Origin of the sequence: Lysinibacillus sp. AR18-8, assembly GCF_001705465.1 — a bacterium.
Taxonomy (GTDB): Bacteria; Bacillota; Bacilli; order Bacillales_A; family Planococcaceae; genus Lysinibacillus; species Lysinibacillus capsici.
The window spans coordinates 192,578-216,138 of sequence record NZ_MDGU01000005.1 but is presented as its reverse complement, the minus strand read 5'-3'; the positions used below and the strand labels follow the sequence as shown (position 1 = coordinate 216,138).

27 protein-coding genes are annotated in these 23,561 nt (G+C 35.2%); 11 read left to right on the top strand and 16 right to left on the bottom strand.

Translation table 11 applies throughout. From position 1 onward, the window contains the following. Positions 1-15 precede the first annotated feature (15 nt). The 3 genes from BFM98_RS04620 to BFM98_RS04610 all read right to left on the bottom strand — a co-directional run bounded on the left by BFM98_RS04620 (position 16) and on the right by BFM98_RS04610 (position 2,888). Entirely contained in the window at positions 16-654 is a 639-nt protein-coding gene (locus BFM98_RS04620; RefSeq protein ID WP_048391171.1) for a GntR family transcriptional regulator, read from the bottom strand. A gap of 559 nt (positions 655-1,213) precedes the next feature. Then, a complete protein-coding gene (locus BFM98_RS04615) occupies positions 1,214-2,191 on the bottom strand; it encodes a serine hydrolase domain-containing protein (protein ID WP_066036645.1) in 978 nt (325 codons plus the stop codon). Positions 2,192-2,282: 91 nt separating this feature from the next. Further along, positions 2,283-2,888 (bottom strand): TetR/AcrR family transcriptional regulator, encoded by a 606-nt coding sequence (locus BFM98_RS04610; RefSeq protein WP_048391175.1) that lies wholly within the window; start codon positions 2,886-2,888, stop codon positions 2,283-2,285. A 291-nt stretch (positions 2,889-3,179) separates the two neighbouring features. On the opposite strand from BFM98_RS04610, the gene BFM98_RS04605 reads away from it, so the two are divergent. Then, positions 3,180-4,577, top strand: a complete 1,398-nt coding sequence (locus tag BFM98_RS04605) for a hypothetical protein (protein ID WP_066036644.1) — start codon at positions 3,180-3,182, stop codon at positions 4,575-4,577. A 40-nt stretch (positions 4,578-4,617) separates the two neighbouring features. Here the strand turns inward: BFM98_RS04605 and BFM98_RS04600 are convergent, their stop codons facing one another. Genes BFM98_RS04600 through BFM98_RS04585 form a run of 4 tightly spaced genes read right to left on the bottom strand, consistent with a single transcriptional unit; the run spans position 4,618 to position 6,961 of the window. Further along, positions 4,618-5,016 carry a GntR family transcriptional regulator gene (locus tag BFM98_RS04600; RefSeq protein ID WP_066036643.1) on the bottom strand — a complete coding sequence of 133 codons (399 nt, stop codon included), beginning with the start codon at positions 5,014-5,016 and terminating at the stop codon, positions 4,618-4,620. A 21-nt stretch (positions 5,017-5,037) separates the two neighbouring features. Continuing rightward, positions 5,038-5,817, bottom strand: a complete 780-nt coding sequence (locus BFM98_RS04595) for an ABC transporter permease (RefSeq protein ID WP_066036642.1) — start codon at positions 5,815-5,817, stop codon at positions 5,038-5,040. Positions 5,818-5,823: 6 nt separating this feature from the next. Continuing rightward, a complete protein-coding gene (locus tag BFM98_RS04590; RefSeq protein ID WP_066036641.1) occupies positions 5,824-6,726 on the bottom strand; it encodes an ABC transporter ATP-binding protein in 903 nt (300 codons plus the stop codon). Next, positions 6,710-6,961, bottom strand: a complete 252-nt coding sequence (locus tag BFM98_RS04585) for a PLD nuclease N-terminal domain-containing protein (RefSeq protein ID WP_016994843.1) — start codon at positions 6,959-6,961, stop codon at positions 6,710-6,712. The genes BFM98_RS04590 and BFM98_RS04585 overlap by 17 nt, the downstream gene beginning before the upstream one ends. A 183-nt stretch (positions 6,962-7,144) precedes the next feature. Between BFM98_RS04585 and BFM98_RS04580 the strand changes: the two genes are divergently transcribed. Both BFM98_RS04580 and BFM98_RS04575 read left to right on the top strand, forming a co-directional pair. Continuing rightward, positions 7,145-7,684 carry a transcriptional regulator gene (locus tag BFM98_RS04580; protein WP_048391183.1) on the top strand — a complete coding sequence of 180 codons (540 nt, stop codon included), beginning with the start codon at positions 7,145-7,147 and terminating at the stop codon, positions 7,682-7,684. A gap of 32 nt (positions 7,685-7,716) precedes the next feature. Beyond that, the gene (locus BFM98_RS04575) at positions 7,717-8,577 is read left to right on the top strand and encodes a YitT family protein (protein ID WP_048391185.1); all 861 of its coding nucleotides are present in this window, start codon (positions 7,717-7,719) and stop codon (positions 8,575-8,577) included. Positions 8,578-8,618: 41 nt separating this feature from the next. Here the strand turns inward: BFM98_RS04575 and BFM98_RS04570 are convergent, their stop codons facing one another. Beyond that, positions 8,619-9,782 (bottom strand): YbfB/YjiJ family MFS transporter, encoded by a 1,164-nt coding sequence (locus BFM98_RS04570; protein WP_066036640.1) that lies wholly within the window; start codon positions 9,780-9,782, stop codon positions 8,619-8,621. Positions 9,783-9,882: 100 nt separating this feature from the next. Here BFM98_RS04570 and BFM98_RS04565 point away from each other — a divergent pair, with 100 nt between their 5' ends. Beyond that, entirely contained in the window at positions 9,883-10,761 is an 879-nt protein-coding gene (locus BFM98_RS04565; RefSeq protein WP_054550643.1) for a LysR family transcriptional regulator, read from the top strand. An 85-nt stretch (positions 10,762-10,846) separates the two neighbouring features. Here the strand turns inward: BFM98_RS04565 and BFM98_RS04560 are convergent, their stop codons facing one another. After that, positions 10,847-12,448 carry a Na/Pi cotransporter family protein gene (locus tag BFM98_RS04560; protein WP_175400713.1) on the bottom strand — a complete coding sequence of 534 codons (1,602 nt, stop codon included), beginning with the start codon at positions 12,446-12,448 and terminating at the stop codon, positions 10,847-10,849. A gap of 279 nt (positions 12,449-12,727) precedes the next feature. On the opposite strand from BFM98_RS04560, the gene BFM98_RS04555 reads away from it, so the two are divergent. Further along, on the top strand, positions 12,728-13,033 hold the full coding sequence (locus tag BFM98_RS04555) for a hypothetical protein (protein ID WP_066036638.1): 306 nt from the start codon (positions 12,728-12,730) through the stop codon (positions 13,031-13,033). A gap of 4 nt (positions 13,034-13,037) precedes the next feature. Here BFM98_RS04555 and BFM98_RS04550 read toward each other — a convergent pair whose 3' ends face one another. The 6 genes from BFM98_RS04550 to BFM98_RS24220 all read right to left on the bottom strand — a co-directional run bounded on the left by BFM98_RS04550 (position 13,038) and on the right by BFM98_RS24220 (position 17,272). Next, positions 13,038-14,549 carry a HAMP domain-containing sensor histidine kinase gene (locus BFM98_RS04550; RefSeq protein WP_066036637.1) on the bottom strand — a complete coding sequence of 504 codons (1,512 nt, stop codon included), beginning with the start codon at positions 14,547-14,549 and terminating at the stop codon, positions 13,038-13,040. Continuing rightward, positions 14,533-15,231: a response regulator transcription factor gene (locus tag BFM98_RS04545; protein WP_066036636.1), complete on the bottom strand. Its 699-nt coding sequence runs from the start codon at positions 15,229-15,231 to the stop codon at positions 14,533-14,535. Before BFM98_RS04545 ends, BFM98_RS04550 begins: the two co-directional genes overlap by 17 nt. A gap of 53 nt (positions 15,232-15,284) precedes the next feature. Further along, the gene (locus BFM98_RS04540; RefSeq protein ID WP_066036635.1) at positions 15,285-15,872 is read right to left on the bottom strand and encodes a DedA family protein; all 588 of its coding nucleotides are present in this window, start codon (positions 15,870-15,872) and stop codon (positions 15,285-15,287) included. Continuing rightward, positions 15,872-16,444 carry a class I SAM-dependent methyltransferase gene (locus tag BFM98_RS04535; protein WP_066036634.1) on the bottom strand — a complete coding sequence of 191 codons (573 nt, stop codon included), beginning with the start codon at positions 16,442-16,444 and terminating at the stop codon, positions 15,872-15,874. Before BFM98_RS04535 ends, BFM98_RS04540 begins: the two co-directional genes overlap by 1 nt. Positions 16,445-16,613: 169 nt before the next feature. Next, positions 16,614-16,814, bottom strand: coding sequence for an N-acetyltransferase (locus BFM98_RS23800; RefSeq protein ID WP_175400712.1), 201 nt, complete (start codon positions 16,812-16,814; stop codon positions 16,614-16,616). 92 nt (positions 16,815-16,906) lie between these two features. Next, the gene (locus tag BFM98_RS24220) at positions 16,907-17,272 is read right to left on the bottom strand and encodes a hypothetical protein (RefSeq protein ID WP_254659982.1); all 366 of its coding nucleotides are present in this window, start codon (positions 17,270-17,272) and stop codon (positions 16,907-16,909) included. Between the two features lie 285 nt (positions 17,273-17,557). Here BFM98_RS24220 and BFM98_RS04525 point away from each other — a divergent pair, with 285 nt between their 5' ends. The 4 genes from BFM98_RS04525 to BFM98_RS04510 all read left to right on the top strand — a co-directional run bounded on the left by BFM98_RS04525 (position 17,558) and on the right by BFM98_RS04510 (position 20,933). Continuing rightward, positions 17,558-18,457 carry a hypothetical protein gene (locus BFM98_RS04525; RefSeq protein WP_066036633.1) on the top strand — a complete coding sequence of 300 codons (900 nt, stop codon included), beginning with the start codon at positions 17,558-17,560 and terminating at the stop codon, positions 18,455-18,457. A 137-nt stretch (positions 18,458-18,594) separates the two neighbouring features. Further along, complete coding sequence (locus tag BFM98_RS04520; protein WP_066036632.1) at positions 18,595-19,230, top strand: TetR/AcrR family transcriptional regulator; 636 nt, start codon at positions 18,595-18,597, stop codon at positions 19,228-19,230. 21 nt (positions 19,231-19,251) lie between these two features. Continuing rightward, positions 19,252-20,133, top strand: a complete 882-nt coding sequence (locus tag BFM98_RS04515; RefSeq protein ID WP_254659984.1) for an ABC transporter ATP-binding protein — start codon at positions 19,252-19,254, stop codon at positions 20,131-20,133. A gap of 2 nt (positions 20,134-20,135) precedes the next feature. After that, positions 20,136-20,933, top strand: a complete 798-nt coding sequence (locus BFM98_RS04510; RefSeq protein WP_175400711.1) for an ABC transporter permease subunit — start codon at positions 20,136-20,138, stop codon at positions 20,931-20,933. 40 nt (positions 20,934-20,973) lie between these two features. Here the strand turns inward: BFM98_RS04510 and BFM98_RS04505 are convergent, their stop codons facing one another. Next, entirely contained in the window at positions 20,974-21,570 is a 597-nt protein-coding gene (locus BFM98_RS04505) for a TetR/AcrR family transcriptional regulator (protein ID WP_016993228.1), read from the bottom strand. A 116-nt stretch (positions 21,571-21,686) separates the two neighbouring features. Here BFM98_RS04505 and BFM98_RS04500 point away from each other — a divergent pair, with 116 nt between their 5' ends. Together BFM98_RS04500 and BFM98_RS04495 are read left to right on the top strand one after the other, a co-directional pair. After that, positions 21,687-22,415 (top strand): ABC transporter ATP-binding protein, encoded by a 729-nt coding sequence (locus BFM98_RS04500; RefSeq protein ID WP_048391206.1) that lies wholly within the window; start codon positions 21,687-21,689, stop codon positions 22,413-22,415. Then, entirely contained in the window at positions 22,412-23,428 is a 1,017-nt protein-coding gene (locus tag BFM98_RS04495; protein WP_048391207.1) for an ABC transporter permease, read from the top strand. Before BFM98_RS04500 ends, BFM98_RS04495 begins: the two co-directional genes overlap by 4 nt. The last annotated feature ends 133 nt before the right edge of the window (positions 23,429-23,561 follow it).

The following is a 23,561-nucleotide window of genomic DNA, read 5'->3' as shown; positions in this document are numbered from 1 at the left end:
GTTACCCCCATAAAATTATTTAAATTGGTACCATAAAATAACATCCTTAATAGCTACTCGTGCATGATCAAAATCCGACACTTCTATACACTTGATAAAAGTATTGATGGACATATGATAGGATTCAACTAGATTCATCTTCCATTTGGTTTGTGCAGCTACATTTGTAACAAATATTGTTTCTTTAAAGAATCGTAGCATAGCAATATTTCCTGTAACATCAAAAAACAATTGTAACAAGTGGGCAAACGAAACAACATATTCATAAATATTTTCAGCAGACTTTCTTTGTTTCATAGCTTCAAATCGAAATAATAGTTCATTTTGCAAATCGGCAGTCCATTTAGATTCACACTTGGTTAGTGCAATATCCAATAGATGATAAAGCGCTTCCAAATAATCCTTTAATTCCTGATCCGTTATAATCTTCACTCTTACACCTTTATGTTGTACTTTTTCAACTACACCATCTTTTTGTAAAAGATATAGAGCCTCACGGACAGGTGCATGACTTACTTGTAACTCCTTTGCAATTTCTGCCTCTATTAAGCGCTGACCTTGTTCATAGTAACCAGAAAATATGCGGAATAATAATCGTTCAGCTATTTGCTCAGAAATTGTTTTTTTTGAAATTGAATTTTCATCAAACCCCATTAAACCACTCCAATAAATTTATATCCTTTTATTTTAACATAGTTCAGTGTATAGGGTGATTAGCTAAAAGCGTTATATATTATGGATTATAGATTATCGATAATCTATAAAAGTATTTTAATCTATAAATTCATTTCTTTCAAATATCTTGTTTTGGGTAGGTAACTAAATAATATGAAGTACCTTTTAAGAGAAAATTTATAAATGCAAAAAAGATGGTGTTAAGTTGATCAGACCGGTATATGGAGATAATTTGCGATATGAGTTACTCAATAATAACCTATAAAAAATGCACACAAACTGCTAGTTATTGTCTAACAATTTGTATGCCATTCATCTTAAAGTGATCTGTTATGAGTTGACGATGTATATCCCTGTTTCCTCCATTAACAACTGTTGCGCTATATGAACCACTAATCTTCTCTGTTGCAATTTATATGGGCTTACCAGCACTTTGCGTACCGAATGCAACCTTTTAATTATACTATTTCAAAAAGACTTAGGAATAACTCCTAAGCCGTAATCATGTTTCTTCTCATATGAAAAAGAGTCTGTACCTCTAGTCTCTATTCTCTATATAACTTACAATTTGATTGGCAACAGTTGATGTTAACAACGTAGATATATTACTTAAAACAATAATTGTTGCGTCACTTTCTATCAACCTTAAATAGGAGGAAGTAAAACCATTAATCCCGCCATGATGAAAAATGAGCGTATTATTCTTTTTTGTCTTAGTAATGTTCCATCCATATCCATGGCCAAAACGACCTGATGAAAGCATCTGAGTTGTTATATTTTTCGATAGTAAACAATTATTTTTTATTGCATCATCAAGTAATTGTAAATCTTCTACTGTAGAAAATAACCCACCAGCAGAATAGGTGTTAGACATATTGATGAAACTAGCATGATAAATATTATTTTTTTCTAACTCATAACCGCTTGCTTTATACTTTTGAATAGCCACGTTATAATCAAGACCAGTATTTAACATAGATAGAGGCTGAAGAATCTTTTGTTTAAGAAACTCTTCATAACTTAAACCACTTGTCATTTCTATAATCTTACCTAATACAATGTATCCTGAATTAGAATAATTAAACTCTTTCCCTGGTATAGATTTGAATGAACAAGAAATAATCCAATTTATTAAATCATCTGGTGATTGTAGTTGATAAGATTTTAATAAAAAATCAGGTTGATCAGTAATATTACCAATGCCAGATGTATGCGTTAATAGATGTTCGATCATAATTTGGTTACCTTTTGGAAAATTAGGAATAAAATTATCTACAGTATTATGTAACTGTAACTTTTGCTCTTCAACTAGCATTAAAATTGCAATGGTAGTAAAGATTTTAGTTACAGATCCAATACGGAACTTTGTAATAGCTGTATTTGGTATATCCCATTCATAATTAGCTTTTCCAAATGATTCTTTATATATTGTTTCTCCTTGATCAACCACTAAGATATTTCCACTAAACCCCTCTTCTTTTGAGTTTAAAAATGAATGAATATATGATTTTAGCAAATATCAAGCACTCCTTATTTTGTACTATAAGTTACTTGAAATGTTATCCAATGGCATTTACCAACTTCCTCCTTTCGAACTTTACGAGATCTTAAAGCTCATTTCTAAGATTTCTGCGAATTTCCTTTTGCTTTAACTTTATTAATTCTATGATACTTTTACAGATTCTTTTAAGTGACTCATTTGATTTGTAAGTGAGTACGAAAATACTGCCACCTTCTATCATGCTAAAGACTAAATACGCCATTTCTGTAGCTTCCTCAGGGGGCCAATTTGATTGGATAAACTTTTCTCTTAATATCATGATAAGTTCTTCATAGGCATTCTTGCATGCTAAACGAAGTTGCTCACTCATATGCCAAGTTTCCAAAGAAATAAGTGCTAGTGGAATTCCATCATGTGCAATTTTTGGATTGAAACTTAAACATTGACCAAAAAAACACTCTAAAGCTTTTATTACATCATCATGCTGTGAAAATAAATTTCTCAACTCTTGAGCAGCAAAATCTTTTGTTCGATTAATTGCCTCTGTCGCTAATTGCTCCTTGCCTTCAGGAAAATAATAATAAAGCGAACCTTTTGGACAACCCGACTCTTTAATAATTTGATTTAATCCAGTAGCATGGTACCCTTGTTTTTGAAACAGTGTTGACGCGGTTGATAAAATTTTCATTTTACTTTCTTGATTTCTAGACATTTTCCCCTCCGAAATTATAACGACTGGTCTATATAATAAATTGTTAAGACGATAAAGTCAATAGAACTGATTATTGCTTCACCTTTACTCGTTTAATAGTTAATTCAACTTTCATTTTTAATGGCAAGCTCTAATTCCTCACCTTTTATGATTACTTGATCTACATCAGATAATTTATTTTAATTACCCATTAATTCAGACTGCTTTTCACAGGATCAAAATTTTTTAAAATCAGCACCATCTTTTTTTCTCTTCATATTCTATAGAATCAGAATATTGAGGGGGAAACGTATGGGGATTGAATTCACAGCTCTCCATTGGATTTACGTGGTTTTTATTGTGCTCATCATCGGATTTATGGTTAAACGTCGCGATACCACCCTCATTTGTGTAGTAGGCATCTTTATGCTAGCGATTGTTGCAACTGGTGATTTTACCTCGTCCATAAGTGGTGTGTTTAACAGCTTTATTTATGCCATAACTGAGCTGCTATCAACGATTCTTATTATTTCGATTATCGTGGCGATGAGTCGGGTCATGATGTCTTCAGGTATTAATGAGGTTATGGTGGCCCCTTTCACAAAGATCATTAAAACACCCGCACTCGCTTATTGGACGATTGGACTTTTAATGATGTTTATTTCTTGGTTTTTCTGGCCATCACCTGCAGTAGCGCTATTAGGAGCCGTGCTCTTGCCTGTTGCGATTCGGGCGGGCCTCCCAGCACTGGGGGTTGCCATGGCGATGAACTTATTTGGGCATGGTATTGCATTATCGAGTGATTTTGTCATTCAAGGGGCTCCAAAATTAACGGCTGATGCTGCTGGTATCCCTGTTGGAGATGTTGTTTCAGCCAGTATTCCGCTTGTTATCACAATGGGCGTTGTAACGACAATTGTTGCTTATATTTTTTTAAGACGTGATATGAAACGAGGAACGCTACTTTTAAATACTGGCAACAATGAGGAGGAGGATGGTGAACAAGAAACTGCGGAAAACTTACTGTCAATTGGGCAAAAACGATTCTTCGCCGTACTTATTCCTATTGCCTTTATCTTAGACGTTATCGCTATGTCAGTATTCAATTTAACGGGCGGTGATGCAACGGCTTTAATCGGTGGAACCTCTGTTTTTATTTTATTGTTGCTTAGTATGGTTGCTCATAAATCAGCGGGATTAGAAAAGACAACAAGTTATTTGATTCAAGGATTTCAATTCGGCTTTAAAGTCTTCGGACCCGTAATTCCAATTGCTGCTTTCTTCTATCTTGGAGATGCTGGCTTTACACAAATTCTTGGAGATCACCTCCCCGCTACTTCACACGGTATTGTCAATGATCTGGGTGTCGGTCTTGCAGCAATAGTTCCGTTAACAAAGGAAATTGCTGTTGTCACGCTAGCAGTTGTTGGCGCTATTACAGGATTAGATGGTTCTGGCTTTTCAGGAATTTCTCTTGCTGGCTCTGTTGGCAGTTTGTTTGGTAATGCTATTGGTGATGGAACAGCAACTTTAACAGCTTTAGGGCAAATCACAGCGATTTGGGTTGGTGGCGGTACACTAATTCCTTGGGCATTAATCCCAGCAGCTGCTATTTGTAATGTCAGCCCATTTGAGCTGGCAAGACGAAATTTAATTCCTGTAGTCATTGGACTGATTGTGACAACGATAGTTGCTGTATTTTTAATTTAATTTAATTTAATAAAAATAGTAAGAGATGGACACTAGGTTATCAGTAGCCATCTCTTTCACTCTCCGTATAATACTTTTGTAAAATGTCATAAAACATTTCTTTTAGTTGAGATTTTTTCATACCTAAAATATAAGCCTCTATCAATAATTGCTCCACTTTCATAGCTATTTGGTGACATGAAATAGTCGTTGCTTTATTAGGATCTACGATAATAAATGCTCTAGACTGAGGCTTAATGGTGATGATCCCCTTTTTTTGAAGCTCTTTGTAGCTTTTATGAACTGTATGCAGATTGAGGTTTGTTTGTGCTGCTAGCTGGCGAATTGAAGGCAAATTGTCCCCTTTTTTTAAGCTTCCAGTCGCTATGGATAAAAGCAACTGCTGTGTGAGTTGTTGATAATATGGAATTTTGCTTCTTCGATTTACTTTTACATTCATTTGTCGAGGATTTCCTCCATATTAAAATTTCTTTTTGGCAATAAAATGATGCATGATAGCCATCATGAATAGTACAAGTAACAGTGTGACAATAATATTAAAGCTATACCATTTTTCTATGTCACCTGTCATTATTATCGTTGTAGCATACAAACTATTACTAGCTGGATTTATGACATCTAAGAATGGATGTAAGCCAGCACAAAAACGACAAATAAATAAGACACCAATACTAATTAAAGCAATAAATGGTGTACTATTAAAAAATGTACTCATCATGGCAACAAATGTAATGATGAACAACAGCCAAATACAATAAAATGCTAAAGCTATCAATGCACGCGTTATCGGTACAGAGGTAAATAAATAAGATGTATAGCCAAGGGACATTGCATAGCCAAGCGAAATACATAGGACGGCTAAAATATAATGAGTAAGGAGTTTACTGTTTAAGTAGGATGTGATTGATACTGGCCTTGTTAAAATGAAGGCCATCATTCCATTCGCTTTTTCTCCTTGAATAATACCCATCGTTGCAATAGCAAGGATGATTATACCTAATTGATCAAATTGCGAATTAAGGGTTGAAGCAAGCACTTCTTCTCCCCCTGGCTTTGCCATTGTTGGATCAATTATAATCCCTTCTATACCACCCATTGATTGTAAAATAGCAGGCAAGAAATACATCATAATCGGCTGAGTTAAACCTAAGAGGATATAGACGATTGGTAGCCAAACGACTTTATATTCCTTTGTCATTTGATTCATTTCTTTTTTACTTAGTGCTATAAACGTATTCACTTCAAATTACACCACCAATTCTAAAAATATTTCTTCTAAGCTTTCTTGAAGGCCAAGATCAAACTTTGTAAATAGTACATTTGAATCCAATCCGTACTGTAGCAATCGATGGGCGTCCTCTTCCAAATGATTGACATATACTTTAAAACCATCCCCACAATTTTCGATTCTCTTTACATAAGGTAAATGTTCAATCGTTGTTAGCCACTTAACATCTTTCTTTTGAACCGCTAAAAAGATAGCTGAATCTTGATAGCGATTAAGTAACTCTAATTTTGTTGCATCTTCTATTTTGTAACCATTTTTAATGACCACAAAGCGCTCACAAACTTCCTCCGCATCGCCTAAAATATGTGTAGAAAGTAGTATGGTCGTTTCTTTTTTTATGTCTTTTAATAGATTCAGCACTTCACGTCTACCAATTGGATCTAGGGCTGAAACTGGTTCATCCATAATGATGAAAGCTGGCTTGTGTAATAAAGCTTGTGCGATTCCAAGACGCTGTTTCATACCTCCTGAAAATGTTCCAACATGAGCATGTGCCTCTTTTCCTAAGCCCACCTTTTCCAGAAGAATTGGGATGTCTTTTTGTAATTGATTTTTCGAAATACCCGAAAGTGTCCCCATAAAGGCTAAAGTTTCAGAGGCTGTCATCCACGAGAAGAAATTAGGGTACTGTGGTAAATAACCAATATGATTTTTCATCTTTGAAATTTTTTGCCCATCAAGTACAATGTCCCCTTCATCTGCATAAAGAATATCAGCAATGATCTGAATTAATGTAGATTTCCCTGCCCCGTTTGGTCCAATAAGTCCTACACATTCATTCGAATCTATAACCAATGAAAAGCTACTTACTGCCGTTTTCTGTTTAAATTTTTTCGTAATATTATTAATTTCTAAGCGCACGTTTATTGACATCCTTTCTTCCCATCACGAAATATAGAACAGAACCAATTGTATTAAAGAACAAAATAATAATGGCCCACATTAGTATGTTTTCTCTGCTATCTCTGTGTTTATATAAATCTATTAGTGCAACAGTGATAAGTAAAAAACCTACGAGTACAAATGGTAAAAGAATTGGTAGTATGCTTGCCCAATCAATTTGATTTAAGTCTTCAAAACCATAGTGTAATTTCATTTTTATAACCCCCTTCATTATCATTATCAATAATGATAACAAAAGAATGAAAAAATTTCATTACCTTTTTACTGTACATCTTTAAAAAAACGCTATAGTATATTTTTTGATAATGTTCTCAAATTGATAACATTTGATTGCTTCCCTTGATACTATCTCATTTTCTGGTAGGAGGATCGGTTTATGCGTAATAAAGCAGAGGTATTAATGCACCCTGTGAGAATGAAAATTTTACAAGCTCTGATGCACAATAAAGAAGAGGGTTTAAGCACATTGGAGATGATTTCTGTCATTAAAGATGTACCACAAGCCACTCTATATCGTCATATCCAAATTTTAGTCGATGAAAATATCATAAAAATTGTGAAAGAGCGAAAAGTTCGTTCTGTTACAGAGAAGTTTTATGCATTAAATGAAGGAGCAGCAAAACTTAGTAAGGAGGATTGGACTCAACTCACAACCAAGCAAAAATTAAATTATATTTCCTACTATCAATTGGCTTTACTATCTCAATATCAAAATTATTTGCATTCACTTGATGAAAAAGAAAGCACAACAGATTTAGCAACTTTTTCTTTAATCGACTTAACGTTAACGGACGATCAATTCAAAAACTTTGAAAATGAATTAAACGATTTATTAACTAAATACTATAATATGACCGATTCAAATAAAGGTTTGGAGACTAAAACAATTGCTTTAAATATTATTCCAAAGCCTTAGGTACTATTGACGTAAAGAAATGGAGAAGATTTATGAAAAAAGGAAAGTCACTAGAAAATATACGAAAATTAATTATGATCATTATTGGGGCAGTTATAGCCGCATACGGACTAGAGGCCGTGTTAATTCCGAATGCTGTCATTGATGGCGGTGTAACAGGTCTTAGTATTATGGGTGCGCACCTCTTTGGTATCCCGTTAGGCGTACTGCTCTTTGTATTAAATATTCCGTTCATTTATATCGGCTACAAGCAAGTTGGAAAAACCTTTGCCTTAATGAGTAGCGCTGGTATTGCAGCATTATCGATTTCTACAGTGCTTTTACATGACGTCAAAACCATTTTAGGCCCAAATGATCCCCTCCTAATTGTCTTATCTGGTGGTATGCTCCTTGGTGTGGGTATTGGAATTGTCCTACGAAATGGTGGCGCTTTAGATGGCTCAGAGGTTTTAGCTGTACTATTATCTCGTAAAATTCCATTTTCAGTCGGCGATATTATATTATTTATCAATGCCTTTATTTTCTTAGGGGCAAGCTTTATCTTTGGCTTAGAGAGTGCTCTCTACTCAGCGTTAACTTACTATATTGCCAAAAATGTTATCGATATTATCCAAGTTGGTTTAGAAAAATCAAAAGAAGTTCGTGTTGTTAGTGGAAAATCCGAGGAGATTGGAGACGCTATCCAAGCCCGCTTAGGACGTGGTGTTACCTATACACATGGACGTGGTGGTTTCTCCAATGAACCAACAGAAATCTTAAACTGTGTCATTAACCGTATGGAAGAAAATAAATTAGTTTCGATTATTAAAGACATCGACGAAGGCGCTTTTGTAGTCATTTCTGATGTGTCAGAAGTTCGTGGTGGTAACTTTAAGAAACGAGATATCCATTAATTTCAAAGTAAGTAAGGCGCACTATACCTTACTTACTTTTTTTAGTTGCTTCTATCATATTTTACGCCTCCTATTAAACATAATCCTCCCAGCATTACTACTAAGGAAGCCCCAACTAAGGCATACTGATAGCTATTTGTGTAACTTGCAAGTGTGCCTGCAATGGATGGACCAATCATTTGTCCGAGCGCATAGCCAGCCGTTAAATAACCTATCATTTGATGACTATTAACTGGTGCAAGTTTCCTCGCTAATGTTGTACAAACAGTTGTAATTCCCATAAAGGTTGCCCCAAAAATGAAGGCACTAGCATAAAGGGTCATCGAATTTGTAGCTAGCGCAGGTAAAACAATACCTATCGCTTGCAGTAGCATAGAGATGAGTAAAATTTTCACATAGCCATAACGCTGTGCTAGCTTAGACCAAACGATACATGAGGGAATTGCTGCAACACCCACAACAAACCATACAAAGGCTGCATCTCCATGAAAGCTTGTCGACTCCTGTGCAATTGATACAATAAATGTGCCTGTGACAATATAGCCAAGCCCCTCTAAGCTATAAGCGATGATTAACCATTTCATCCAAGACTGAGGAGGCGTTTTCTGTGAAATTATCTGGCTTTCCACTAGTTGTTTACTTGGTGTAATAGGCTTAATGAATAGTACAATCAAGACAAACAATACAATACTAAATAAAGCTAATACGATCCAAGTTCCATTCCAATGGAAAACAGCTTGGATTGGTGAAACAATTACCGCACTTAATGCAATCCCTATTCCCACCCCACTATAGAACAGCCCCGATAGATGCATATGACTACTGCTGGCTAACTGGTCTAGTATAAGGCTTGTTATAACAACAAAAATAAAAGCACTCACAACACCCGAGATAAATCGTAATAAATACCAAATGATGATTACATTTGTAAAGCCCATGAAGGCTGTTGTTAAAATGCTGATAACAAGGGTAATTTGCAAAAAGAGAATACGTTTATTCCCTATTGGTAAACGACCTGCCACCCAGGCTCCAACCAAATAACCTAAGTAATTACTTGTTGCTAAGTAACCTGCTGTTGCTCGGCTAAATTCAAAAGTTTCTTGCATATAAGGTAAAATAACCGTATACGAAAAACGGCCGATGCCCATAGCAATAACTAAAGCAAAAATGCCCCCGATTAAATAGCGTACGGTTTCCTTGTGCATATCATCACTCCTTCTATTTCACTATATCGAATATCTAGGTATCAAAAATAGATCTAATTCTTTATAATAAGTATCAATAAAATTGATAGCTGGAGGGCATATGAATATTAATGATTTAACGATTTTTCGAACAGTCGTCCAAACAGGTAGCTTTTCTAAAGCTGCCACAGCACTTAATTACACACAATCCAACATCTCTATGAAAATACAAAGTCTTGAGGCACTCTACGAAACAACCTTTTTTTATCGTGGACATCGAGGGATACGGTTAACATCAAAAGGAGAACAATTCTACGAGTTAGTCCTAAAAATGCTTCATCTCTATGAAAAAACCTTTGAGATCATACATGAAACGGAGGAACAACGAGGCGTTTTACGAATTGGTTCGATGGAAACAACTGCTGCATTACATTTACCAACTCTGTTAAGCACATTTCATCAAGCACATGAACAAGTGGATATCACCATATTAACAAGCCCTTCTCAGTACAATATCGAACGGGTAGAAAACTATGAACTAGATGGCGCATTTGTTACCGGACCTGTTTATAAAGAAAATATAATGATGAAAGAGTTTGTCTGTGAAGAGCTTGTTATTCTTACTTCTAGCAAGCATAAACCTATTAAGCATCTACAGGATTTAGAGGGAAGCACTGTGATTACATTCCGCCACGGCTGTTCCTATCGAGCCATCTTGGAACATTGGTTACATGAAGAAGGGGTTCGACCACAAAATCGAATGGAGCTTGGTACGCTTGACGGTATTATTGGCTGTGTTGCTGCTGGGTTAGGTATTACCTTACTACCACTTGCCATTGCGGAAAAATATATGGCAACACAAGCATTAACATTGCACAAGATAAAGAACAAGCAAGCACATATTCCTACATGGTTTATTTATCGTAAGGACGAAGTACAATCCCCCATCCTAACTTATTTTTTAGAAGCCATAGAAGCTTATGACTATCCGACAGTTTGAGGGTTCTATCCGTCAGTTTTGAAATTCTATCCTTCCCCTAATAAAAAAGCTGTTCAGCAGATTATCTCCACTGAACAGCTTAATATTAGGCAATAACGGTTTCCGCTATGTTAGAAGCATGATCACCAATTCTTTCTAAATTACTCACAATATCCGCAAATACAATACCTGCTGAACCTGAGCAAACTCCTTCATTTAATCGCTTAATATGCAACTTACGTAAACGTCTCTCCATATTATCAATTTCATTTTCTTTTTCTATCACTTGCTGTGCTAAGGAAAGATCACGCTTATCAAGGGATTCAATAGACATTTTCACAGTTTCTAATGTAAAAACAAACATATCTTCTAACTCCTGCATCGCTTGTTGACTTAAACGAACGCGATTACTATCCTTGTATTGCAGAAGCTCAATTATATTTTCTACATGATCACCAATTCGTTCGATATCCCGAATATTTTCAAATAAAGCATGATGCACTTGGGAATCATGGGTTGATAGAGATTGTTTTGATAGCTCCACTAAATATTCCGTTGATTTGCGGTCTAAATTATTAATGGCTTCCTCCAATTGGCCGACCTTGCCGATTAACTTAGCATCATCCGTTTTCAAAATCGTTAACGTTTCTTCTAGACCTTGAATACTATACTCGCCCATGCGCACTACTTCCATCTTTGCTTGACCTAATGCCACTGATGGTGATTTGATAATCAAATTTTTATCCAAAAATTTTGGTTTGTATTCAATAACTGAATCTTCGCCTGGAATTAGTTTCGTTACGACATAAGCCCAAACACCTATGAATGGTAACTGAATGATTGTATTGATGACATTAAACGTTCCATGTGCAAAGGCTATTTGCATTTTCGGCTCTAAATTGAGCACCCCTGCAATCCATTCCACATAGTTCGTAAATAATCCCAATATGAGCATAAAGATAATTGTACCCACTACATTAAATAGTAAATGTGTGGCAGCTGCTCGCTTTGCTGCAATAGAAGCACCTAAAGCAGCTAGAATTGCTGTAATCGTTGTACCAATATTATCTCCAAACAAGACAGGTAATGCCCCGTGTAAAGTTATTAAATCTTCAGCATAAAGCCCTTGTAAAATCCCTACTGTAGCTGAGGAAGATTGAACAATCAGGGTGAATATCGTTCCTACTAATACCCCTAAAATCGGCACATCAGACATTTGTACAGTCAAATCTAAAAATGGTTGCCAATCTCTAAGTGGCTTCATTCCACCACTCATAAGCTCTAAACCAATAAATAAACCTGCAAACCCGAATAATACTTGTCCAATATTTTGAATGAAACTTTTCTTAAAGAAAAATAAGCATATCGCGCCCACTGCCATAATTGGATATGCGTAAGCACCTACATCTATTCCTATAATAAATGCTGTGATGGTTGTCCCAATATTAGCTCCCATAATAACGCCTATTGCTTGACGCAATTTCATAAGTCCTGCGCTCACTAGTCCAACAGTTATAACGGTCGTACCTGAACTTGATTGTATGAGAACTGTAACAACAATACCAACTAGTACACCCATCAATGGGTTTGTTGTAAATTTATCTAAAATATCTCTTAGTCGATCACCTGCAGCCCTCTGCAAGCCATCTCCCATAAATTTAATAGCGAAAAGAAATAAGCCTAACCCTCCAAGAAATTGGAAAATCATCTCCTGTACATTGATAGCCAATCCATTCAACCCTTTCCTTGTTGTCAGACTTTATTATTAATAGTTTTAAGCTAGCTGTACATATCATTTACAATGGATTAAATTAATGTTTACACGCCCTTTACAATTAGTCCAAAAAACGGACATATTCAAATCAAATTCAACAAAAAACAAACAAAAAAAACATGAAAAAATCTTCAATTAGATTTTCACATGTTTTCTTTTGACGACTGAATGCATTTCCATTAGGCTGTACTTAGACACTGAAGGGAGTTTTCTATGGATATTTTTATAGCTAGTAACCGCCAATTACCGATCCGCTACTATGTGCAGGAAGCAATTTGGATTCGACGTGGTGGCAGTATTAAGCTGCCAGATTTAACACTGCCATTTTTCGTTGAGGTAGAGATTAAAAATCAATATAATTTACATATCATTGCAGATTATATTATGGACTTTCAACGACAATACAAGCATACAGAAATCCAATTATTAATCAAAAACACAGCTACCCTAGCAACCCTGCAAGACATGCTGTCACATCATACACAAACACAACATGCCATTACTATTCTTCCATTGTAGTCAGTTATGAAGCTGCTAACGGCAATGTGATAATAAAGTACAGTGTCTCATTTTTGTATTTTGCGTGAATCGTTCCTCCGTGAAGCTCCACTATGCTTTTGGCAATCGCTAGTCCAAGCCCTGAGCCCTCGGTTACATTTGTTCTCGATTGATCTTTTTTATAAAATCTCTCAAATAAACTAGCAAGCTCCACCGATGTAAAGGCATCACTTTGGTTCGCTACACAAATACGTACATGGTTTGCTTGTCCTTCAAGGGAAACCATAATTTTTCCTTCAGCAGTACCATAATTGATCGCATTGATGAGTAGATTATCAAAAACTCGTACAATCTTTTCCGAATCCAGTGCAGCAAAAATTCGATTCTCTGGAAAGTGTTTTATAAAAATACGTTGTTTCTCCTCTGCTAATGGTACTAATTCCTCCATTAGTTGTTCGAGCAGTTCATTTACACAAACTTGTTGTCGCATTAAAGTATTTTTATCATTCGTGAGCTTAGTATATTCAAATAAATCGTCTATTAAATTTTTTAATTGCTCGGATTTAGAAAAGGCTATTTTCAAATATTCGTCATATTGCTCTTTTGTCTCATACTTCTCTTCTCTTAATAAACGCAAATAACCCATGATTGAGGTAAGAGGTGTTCTAAGGTCATGTGAAACATTTGTAATAAGCTCGTTTTTTTGTTGCTCAATTTTCCTCTCCATCTCGATACTTGTCATAATTTCTTCTGCCATTTGATTAACATTATCCGTTAGTGAAGCAATTTCATCCTGACCTTTTTTCTCGATACGAAAGGCTAAATTTCCTTTTGCGATTTCCATAACCCCCTCCGCTAATGCCTCAATTTGATTCATTTTGCGTTTTGTTATCGAGAAAAATGATACGATAAACAACATAACACCAATGAAAAAAGGTATGGGACCTTCATTCGTACTTGTGATGGCTTCTCCTTGTGGAAGCCCACTAACAAAGAAGTAATAATTTTTATCTTGTAAAGTTAGTGGCACTAATGTTGTAAACTCCTTACGAGAAGTTTCGTTCACATGATAGGCATTTTCAAAAGGTTGATTCATTGTAAAGTCCATGACATGCCCTATTTCTTCATGCAAATTGATTTGTTGCTCTTTTACCTGCTTTGTTTTATATAAGATTTTACCTGCCTCATCTGTGACGACAATTTTGAATGCATTGTCCTCATTTTCTATTTTTCCATTTTCTTGATCGATCAATTCTCTTAATGCTTCAACACTATTTTCTTGGGTTGCCAATGCTGCTGTATCCTGTGCATGATGATACATCATCTTCATACTACCACTATAATCCACAATCACTGTCTCATTGTTATTCTCAAAAAATGGCACTACTGCACGTGCCACTAAAAAACTGCCAAGTGCACATAATAAAAATGTTGTAAATAGTTGAATACGAATGCTACGTTGAATATTATTTTTTATTTTCGCACCAATATGCTTCAGAAACCTTGGGATCTTTAAAAGCCTAAAGAACTTTTTCAACTTTATACCCTACTCCCCATACGGTTTTAATATATTGTGGATTCCTTGGATTTGCCTCAATTCGCTCTCGAATTTTTCGAATATGTACCATTACAGTATTTTCTGATTGAAATGCTTCCTCTTTCCAAACTTTTTCATAGATTTGCTCTGCACTCATGACAATGCCAGGGTTACTAACAAGCAATTCCAAAATAGCAAACTCCCTAGGTGTCAGCTTTACTCTTTCATTATTAACAAAAACTTCATGTGTCGCTGTATTGATACGTAAATCACCAACTTCCAGCTCCTCTCTATTGCTGCATAAGCCACTCATTTTCAGATAGCGACGGAGCTGTGATTTAATGCGGGCAATTAGCTCTAACGGATTAAAGGGCTTCGTCACATAATCATCAGCACCTATCGTTAAACCACTAATCTTATCCATATCTTGAGATTTGGCAGTTAGCATAATAATAGGCATTTCTGCTATTTCTCTTACCTTCATACACATTTCAATGCCATTTACTTTAGGCATCATTAAATCCAATACAATTAAATGTACTTTATGCTTTTTTACTAACTGTAAGCCCTCTTCTCCATCACATGCCTCTAACACATGAAACCCCTCATTTTTCAAATAAATGCCTATCAGATTTCTTATCTCTTTTTCATCATCTACAATTAAAATTGTTTCATTACTCATCTAATCCCACCATTAATCAAATATTTTCCATTCATAATGTTCCTCCATTTTAGCTATTTTTTTATTTTCCGTATATAAAAATAATAAATACAGCTAACAGTCACGATGAATAACCCAAAGTAAATACCATACTTCGTAGCAATCAAAGAAATATATTCAATTTGACTACCGAATAATAAACCTAGTGTAAAATAAATCAATGTCCAGACAAAGCCTGTTGTATAGGAAAATAAAGCATATGTTTTAAAAGGCATATTATTCATTCCCACCAAGTAAGGGAGGATATGTCGAACAATTGGAATAAAGTAACTCAGGACTAATGCAAAGTGTCCATATTGATCTAACAATTCTTGTGATTTGGTTAAGTACTTTGCCTTTTTCTTTTTCACAAGTTTATCGAGTACACGATGACCAAATAGTTTTCCAAGTATAAATCCTAGAGAAAGCCCTGAAACAACGCCTAAATAAGTAAGTAAGAAAGATTTCCAAATGACCAATTTTCCAAGCGACGATAGAAAACCACCACTCATGACAATCATTTCATCTGGTAGCGGCATGCCTATAATCCCTAGCCATAAACTAAAAAACAAAGCAAAATAGCCATATTGTTCAATAAATAATAAAAGATCCTGTAGCTCCATTAGCTGACCCTCGTATTTCCTAGCCTACAGCACAATACATAGGCTGGTGGCATATTAATCCATACTTTCTCATGTGAAATATCCTGAAAATAGGTTTGAAAAAATGATTTTTTCACAAGTGAATATTGGAAAGTAATGAATTTTCCATTGTACAAACAATCTTTCACATTTCTTAAAATACAACACGATACTTCCGCCTTTAACGATGTAAATGGCAGTCCAGAAATAACATAATCTATTTTTTCGATATTCAAATTCGTCAAATATTGCTTCAAATTTTCTGCTGAACCATGGATCACTACAACATTGGCTACATGAGCAAATTGCCTACGCAGTTTCTCACAAAAAATCGCATTATGTTCAATGAGAACAAGCAATGTAGCTGGCTTTTTTCTTTTCACAAGCTCCTTAGTAAAGGCCCCCATCCCAGGGCCAAGCTCTATAATGCATTGAGCCGTCTCAAAGCAAATAGGTTGCACCATTTTATGCGCTAATTTCTTAGAACTAGGTGATATAGCCCCTATTGTTTTTGGATGCTTTATAAATTCAGTAAGGAAGGTGATGAGCTGCATTTAGTTGTCTCCTCGCTTTGCTTTCTTTATTAATGGTTTTAACTATAAAGAGACTTTCTTAAAGATTTGCAAGGAGAATTCTTAACTTTTTCTTAATAATTTACATTATTTAGTTAGTAGTTCAACACGATCTCATATGGTGAAAACAAAAAAAGTCGCTCATTTTCATTCATGAGTGACTTAATTGCTTGATTTCTATATTCATCTTCATTTTTCTGTTTACACTCTTCATACCTAAATGCTCATAAAATTTAATTTCATTGATATTGAACTCACACACATTAATTTTATAGATGTAGCCCCCTCCCCATTCTTTACAACGTTCAAGTAACCGTTTCCCCAAGATGATTGATCGCAATATAATCTTCATTTTTAGCTTTATCAATAGTAATGACCATATTTTCCTCTCTTCTTAACAGCTGTATAAAGGCTTGGTCCTTTCTTATACGACTTATTGTAATTTTAATCTTTTACTCTATGTCTCATGATTCCATTACTAATTCCTCTTATAATTAATAGCCCTAAAACATAAAAGAATGAAACAAAGATAATGGCTACATCTCTTCCAAAAGGTTTAAACCAACTTCCATCATCATCTATAAAAAAATGGCCTAACATTAAAGACAAAGCTGTCATTAAAAAATTTAGGGCAATGAATAAAGATAGATGAACATTTCTAGATACTATGCCTACTCCAATGATGAAAAAAAGAAATAACGGAAATAAGAAGCTAGCCTCTTGGTTTGAGAGGTGGCTATTATACTCGTAAAAATGAAATAAAAACGGAAATGGAAATAGCGACAACATACTTTGAATACATCTTTTCATTTCAGCTACACCTCCACAAAAATATAATATGATTATTTAAGTGTAATTTTACACTAATTGTAATCTTTTATCTATAAAAAATAAAATGTATAGGATGGTAATTCTTCTGTATTAACTTCCTCCTGAACATCAGTACAATTTCCCTTAAGATTCATAAAAGATTAAAAGGTACTTCGTTCTAATGACTATTTCCTACATAAAATAGGCATACAATTGCTGCCAATCGAATAGAAACCTATATAGGGAACATTTAGTCATAGGAAAAATAAAGTGGGGTGTGTAAGGATGCTTAAAGTAAATGATACAAAAGAAATGGTACTTGAAATTGTGCAAGATGACCCATTGTTTGTGGCACTGCAACATACACCTTTAGAGGAAAACCTCTATAATGATGGGTATTTAGCAGAGATCGATGAATCGAAACACTATACAATTGCAGAAGTCGCGGGCTGGTTTGATATTACAGACGCCATGCTTCGCTACTATTTAAAACCGTTTGAACAGTATATTTTTGACAATGCTTCGCCCAATACAAATAGCAATATTCGTTTAAACCTACCTGCTATATTGAGATTGCGCATGATTTTATTATTGAAGGATGAGTATCGTGTAAGGGGGATTAAATTATTGCTAGGTATTGATGATAACGGTCAGTTGCTGAAACACCAAATTACCGCAACGACCATGGATTCTGAGGATTTATCACATAAAATCGATTTGCTTGGAAACGTCCTACAGCAAATGATTCAAACAGGTCTTTTTCAGATTTTGCCGAATGAAGAGCAAGGGACATTACAAGTTAACATTAATCAGGACTTTCTTGACAAAAACATTCAACGTCTTTCGACCGATTCTATCCTTCAAGTGGAAGAAATTCAAAAAGAAACGTTGGAGCTAAAGCAGGAAAATGAGCATCTACAAAATCAAATTACCGAGCTGCAAGAAAATAGCGTGAAGGACATTGTCCAAAAGATTAGAGAGCGTCATATAGAAAATGAAATCGTTTCTACATTACGTACAGAAGCATTACAGCAATATTCCCAAAATCATAAAGTCGGTTTTTTCACCAAATTTTTCAAGTCCGCACAAATTGAAATGGACAAAGAGCAATTCGTTCTAAGCTATATTTCAAAGCATTTAGAAGAACGTTTAGAAATTGCATTGAACAATTATTATGATAAGTAAACTGAAGCAATGGAGAGCATGAGTGAGACTATTGGAAATGGTCACAATCATGTTCTTTTTTATTTTCCCAAATCACATTGACCACAGTAGTCAATTTCTATATAATGGCATAAAATATGACGGAAAGGAGTAAAAAATTGTATCAAGCTTTTATGAATTTAACCGAAGAAAAGCGCCAAGCAATTATTAATGCTGCCTTAAGGGAATTTTCGCTCAATAACTATGCTACCGCTTCAACAAACAAAATTGTGAGCAATGCCAATATATCAAAAGGCATTTTATATCACTATTTTGGTAGTAAAAAAAATTTATATCTTTTCTTATATGACTATACAACTACTAAATTCTCCGAGGCACTTAATCGCCAAATTGATTTAGCAGAGCCTGATATTTTTAAGCGTTATGAACAGATCATGAAAATTAAAATTGATCTCATGAAGCAATATCATGCGCTGTTTGATTTTTTGAAAAAGGCCTATGCTGAAACAAGCTCTGAGGTACGAGATGAACTAAATCATTACAATGCCGCTTTTCAAAAAAATGCTTATGTAACTGCATTCGAAGGAATTGATACTAGTTTATTCCGAGAAAATTTGGATATAAAAAAGGCAATTGATACTATTCAATGGGTAACAGATGGTATCAGTCATCGTTATGAGGAAAGATTAAAAGCGCATGTAGATAATCTAGAGCTCTTTAATGAATTAATCGAGCAATGCATGGAAGAGGCTAGTGAATATTTTCTATTTTTGAAAACATTATTGTATCAATAAAATGGGGTGAGTGACGTGTCCATGATTGAAGTAAACCATTTAACTAAAAAGTTTGGCGATTTTTATAGTATACAAAATGTTCATCTACAAATTCCAAAGGGTGAAGTGTTCGGTTTTTTAGGACCAAATGGGGCAGGAAAATCCACAACTATACGCCATTTAATGGGTTTTTTACAGCCAACTGAGGGCTCTTGTTTCATTAACGGTTTAAATTGTCGGGAGGCATCTGCAACCATTCAACAAGTTGTTGGCTATTTACCTGGAGAAATTGCGTTTATTGATAAAATGACGGGTAAGCAATTTATTCACTTTATTGCTAAGTTAAGAGGGATGAATGATTACACCCATGCCGAGGAATTAATGCATTTCTTTGAATTAGATGCTTCTGGGCTCATAAAAAAAATGTCGAAAGGTATGAAGCAGAAGGTTGGTTTAGTTTGTGCCTTCATGCATCATCCCGAAATTGTCATTCTAGATGAACCTACTAGTGGTTTAGACCCGCTCATGCAAACCAAATTTATTGAATTCATTTTAGCTGAAAAGGAAAAAGGAACGACCATTTTCATGTCCTCTCATATGATTGAAGAAGTAGAGAAAACTTGTGATCGTGTAGCGATTATTAATGCAGGTAAAATCGTGGCGACTGAAACCATTACAGATTTAAAGAAACGTAAATCTAAAAAATACATGCTTGAGTTTCAAGATGAGCAAGAGCTCACTCGCTTCCTTGATGAGGAATATGTACTTGAACGTATCTCTTCTACAAAAGTTATGATTACTATAATGGGAGACCTTCAAGCATTTCTCCATACGCTATCTAACTATAAAATTATAGACTTAGACGTTATTTCCCAGTCACTAGAAGATATTTTTATGCATTATTACGAAAGTGGAGGTGCTTAATCATGAATTTTACCTTATTCAAGCATGAGTTATTTGCCTCTCTTAAACTATTCACCATTATTATCGGTGTACTAATGCTATATATTGTCAGTGTAATTTATATGTATAACCCAGAAATGACGGATACACTAAAAAAATTAACAGAAACTATGCCTGAGATGATGGCAGCCTTTGGTATGACCAGCATTGGCGATACCTTGATAGAATTTCTCTCCACCTATTTATATGGATTTTTATTAATGATTCTTCCTTTGGTATTTTCTATCATGTTAGCCAATAAGCTCATCATGGGCTATATTGATAATGGCTCGATGGCATACTTAATCGCTACACCCAATACACGTTTTAAAATTGTCTTTACACAAGCACTATTTTTGATCATCAGCCTTTTTACACTCCTTGCTGTTACTACGTTGGTCATGATTGTCTTTGCAGAAATATTATTCCCTAATGAGCTGGACATAACGGCCCTACTGCTGTTAAATTTCGGGCTATTTTTATTGCACTTTGCCATTAGTGGATTCTGTTTTCTTATGTCTTGCAGCACGAAAGATTTAAGAACATCCTATGCCTATAGTGCTGGCATTCCCATTGCCTTTTATCTGATTGAGGCACTGAGCAATATGGGTGGTTCACTAGACAAATTACAATACATTACAATCTATTCATTGTTCGATTCCGTTCAATTAATTCAACAAAATAGCTCTTGCTGGTGGATGCTAGGTACACTTTTCCTCATTGGCTTGCTTTGCTATAGTCTAGCAATTCGTTTTTTTGTAAAACGAGATTTACATCTCTAAATTTCTAGCCGCTACAGATCCAGTGCTGTAGCGGTTTTCATTAAATAGTACCTACTACATTTCCTAAAAACCGTATTAATCGAAAATGTAGAGCGACCATTTCTTCTACTGTTAAGTTCTCGTTCCCCTTGTCCAACCACTCCTGAATGACCCCTAAAATGGCAGATGCTATAAAGGCTTGTAAGTATTGTTGAAACTCTGGATCTTGTGCTTCCTTGCGTATAAGCGATAATCTGTCTAAAATATGACTCCCAAAGATCATTTTCACCTTTTGTGTAAAGCTAGGGCTCCCCTGCTCTCCTAATAACATACGAAAAGCTGGTGCATGCTCTTTTATACACGTTATCACCTTGATAAATGGCTGATAGAGTTGCCCCATTTTTAACGTTTGAAAAGCATCCAACGGCTGAACATGTTTGACATAGCGCTCTAACTCCTTTAATAGCTCTTGCTGCAAATCCTCCATCACATCATATTTATCTGAATAATGTAAATAAAACGTGCCACGATTAATTTCAGCTACTAACGCTAAATTCTTTACAGTCACACGCTCAAAGCCTACCTCCTCTACTTGTTGGATAAAAGCATTTTTAATGGCTTGCTTCGTTTCAAAATTCATTTTTTCATGTACAGACACATATTTCCCTCCCTTTACTTAACACTTGCTGATAAACTGTTGATTGTATTTGCTCACATGCTACCGTAAAATTTTTATCAAATCAACATTGTGTTCAGTGAAGGAGTGAGGACCATATGGGCAACCAGGCAATCTCTATTAAGTCTCTCGAAAAACGATTTCAACATAAGCAAGTTATTGCCCCCCTTTCTTTGGATGTTCCTAAGGGACAGTTAATGGGCTTACTCGGTCCGTCAGGCTGTGGTAAAACAACACTAATCAAAATGATTATGGGCATGCTGAAACCTGATAGTGGTACTATTCAAGTATTAGATTTGAATGTTCCTCATAAACAATTATTAAATGACATTGGCTATATGGCACAATCAGATGCACTTTATACAGATTTAACTGGAGAAGAAAATCTACATTTTTTTGCAAAGCTTTATTCACTATCTAAAGCGGAACGAATAGAAAGAGTAGCCTATGCGGCAAGCCTCGTTCGTTTAACAGATGACTTACGACTAAAAGTAGAAAATTATTCGGGGGGAATGAAACGTCGATTATCTCTTGCTATTGCCCTTATTCAAAATCCTAAACTACTCATTTTGGATGAACCAACGGTGGGGATAGATCCTGTCTTAAAAAAGGAAATTTGGCAAGAACTGATTCGTTTAAAAGATCAAGAACAAAAAACCATTTTAGTGACGACGCATGCGATGGATGAAGCGGAAAGATGTGATCAATTGGCCATGCTGAGAAGTGGACATATTATTGCACAGGGTACCCCACAAGAGTTAAAAGAACATTATCAAGCAAAAGACTTTGATGAGGTGTTTGTAAAAGCTGGAGGTGACGTTCAATGAGAATAAGTGCTATCATCACAAGAATCATCCAACAAATGAAAAGAGATAGACGGACACTTGCTTTATTATTTTTAGCCCCACTTCTTGTCTTGTCCTTAATGTATTTTATTTTCAATAGTAATGAGGCTTCCGTCACACTTGTGGTCTCTAATGCGCCCGCCCCATTGATCGACAAATTAAAAGAGACTGATTTTACCATTATCGTGGACAATGATTTTTCAAAAAAACAGCTACAAGATAAAGAGTATAATGGTTGGCTAGCAGTAGAGCAAAATGTTAGTAAGTTAACTTTATTAAATGATGATCCTTCTCTGGCAAAGGCTTTAACGATGCAACTTGCTCAAATCTTACAGCCTACACAAGCCTCTATAGGCAGTATGAAAACGGACTATGTTTATGGTGATCAGGATACGGCTATTTTTGATATATTTAGTCCTATGCTCATTGGCTTCTTTGTTTTTTTCTTTGTTTTTTTAATTACGGGCATTGCCTTATTAAAGGAGCGTACTTCTGGAACATTGGAGCGTTTACTAGCGACACCGATTAAACGTTCAGAAATTGTAGCAGGCTATATGGTTGGCTATGGTTTATTTGCGTTCCTACAAACAATTATTATCGTCCTGTTTGGTATTTATGTGCTCGATATTGTCCATGTAGGCTCCATCTGGCTTGTCCTACTCATCAATATGATGGTTGCTCTTGTCTCGTTATCCTTAGGTGCGTTGCTATCTAGCTTTGCCGCTTCAGAATTTCAAATGATGCAATTTATTCCGCTTGTTATTGTTCCTCAAGTGTTCTTTTCGGGTATTTTCCCGCTGGATAGTATGGCGGAATGGCTTCAAAACATTGGGCGTATCATGCCTCTATACTATGCTGCGGACGCATTGAATGGTGTGATGTATAAAGGTTATTCACTTTCTGATATTATAGTGAATCTTAGCATTCTTGCTTGTTTTGCCATTGTTTTCATTACGTTAAATATTATCAGTTTAAAAAAATATCGTTCGTTGTAATCAATCCTTAAAAGTTCTGCTATTTAAAAAGCAGTGCTTTTTTATGTAACTGAAATAACTAAAAACAGGAAATATAACCAATTTAATTGAAGTGAATGGTCGATTTTCATTATAATTATTTTATGGAGAAGAA

Coding starts and splice junctions, on each gene's coding strand:
- BFM98_RS04605 (WP_066036644.1), top strand. CDS start 3,180: ATGGGGATTGAATTCACAGCTCTCCATTGGATTTACGTGGTTTTTATT.
- BFM98_RS04535 (WP_066036634.1), bottom strand. CDS start 16,444: ATGCAGCTCATCACCTTCCTTACTGAATTTATAAAGCATCCAAAAACA.
- BFM98_RS24220 (WP_254659982.1), bottom strand. CDS start 17,272: ATGAAAAGATGTATTCAAAGTATGTTGTCGCTATTTCCATTTCCGTTT.
- BFM98_RS04495 (WP_048391207.1), top strand. CDS start 22,412: ATGAGAATAAGTGCTATCATCACAAGAATCATCCAACAAATGAAAAGA.
- BFM98_RS04580 (WP_048391183.1), top strand. CDS start 7,145: ATGCGTAATAAAGCAGAGGTATTAATGCACCCTGTGAGAATGAAAATT.
- BFM98_RS23800 (WP_175400712.1), bottom strand. CDS start 16,814: ATGAAGATTATATTGCGATCAATCATCTTGGGGAAACGGTTACTTGAA.
- BFM98_RS04610 (WP_048391175.1), bottom strand. CDS start 2,888: ATGTCTAGAAATCAAGAAAGTAAAATGAAAATTTTATCAACCGCGTCA.
- BFM98_RS04525 (WP_066036633.1), top strand. CDS start 17,558: ATGCTTAAAGTAAATGATACAAAAGAAATGGTACTTGAAATTGTGCAA.
- BFM98_RS04510 (WP_175400711.1), top strand. CDS start 20,136: ATGAATTTTACCTTATTCAAGCATGAGTTATTTGCCTCTCTTAAACTA.
- BFM98_RS04540 (WP_066036635.1), bottom strand. CDS start 15,872: ATGGAGCTACAGGATCTTTTATTATTTATTGAACAATATGGCTATTTT.
- BFM98_RS04600 (WP_066036643.1), bottom strand. CDS start 5,016: ATGAATGTAAAAGTAAATCGAAGAAGCAAAATTCCATATTATCAACAA.
- BFM98_RS04575 (WP_048391185.1), top strand. CDS start 7,717: ATGAAAAAAGGAAAGTCACTAGAAAATATACGAAAATTAATTATGATC.
- BFM98_RS04515 (WP_254659984.1), top strand. CDS start 19,252: ATGATTGAAGTAAACCATTTAACTAAAAAGTTTGGCGATTTTTATAGT.
- BFM98_RS04555 (WP_066036638.1), top strand. CDS start 12,728: ATGGATATTTTTATAGCTAGTAACCGCCAATTACCGATCCGCTACTAT.
- BFM98_RS04545 (WP_066036636.1), bottom strand. CDS start 15,231: ATGAGTAATGAAACAATTTTAATTGTAGATGATGAAAAAGAGATAAGA.
- BFM98_RS04570 (WP_066036640.1), bottom strand. CDS start 9,782: ATGCACAAGGAAACCGTACGCTATTTAATCGGGGGCATTTTTGCTTTA.
- BFM98_RS04560 (WP_175400713.1), bottom strand. CDS start 12,448: ATGATTTTCCAATTTCTTGGAGGGTTAGGCTTATTTCTTTTCGCTATT.
- BFM98_RS04565 (WP_054550643.1), top strand. CDS start 9,883: ATGAATATTAATGATTTAACGATTTTTCGAACAGTCGTCCAAACAGGT.
- BFM98_RS04500 (WP_048391206.1), top strand. CDS start 21,687: ATGGGCAACCAGGCAATCTCTATTAAGTCTCTCGAAAAACGATTTCAA.
- BFM98_RS04585 (WP_016994843.1), bottom strand. CDS start 6,961: ATGAAATTACACTATGGTTTTGAAGACTTAAATCAAATTGATTGGGCA.
- BFM98_RS04620 (WP_048391171.1), bottom strand. CDS start 654: ATGGGGTTTGATGAAAATTCAATTTCAAAAAAAACAATTTCTGAGCAA.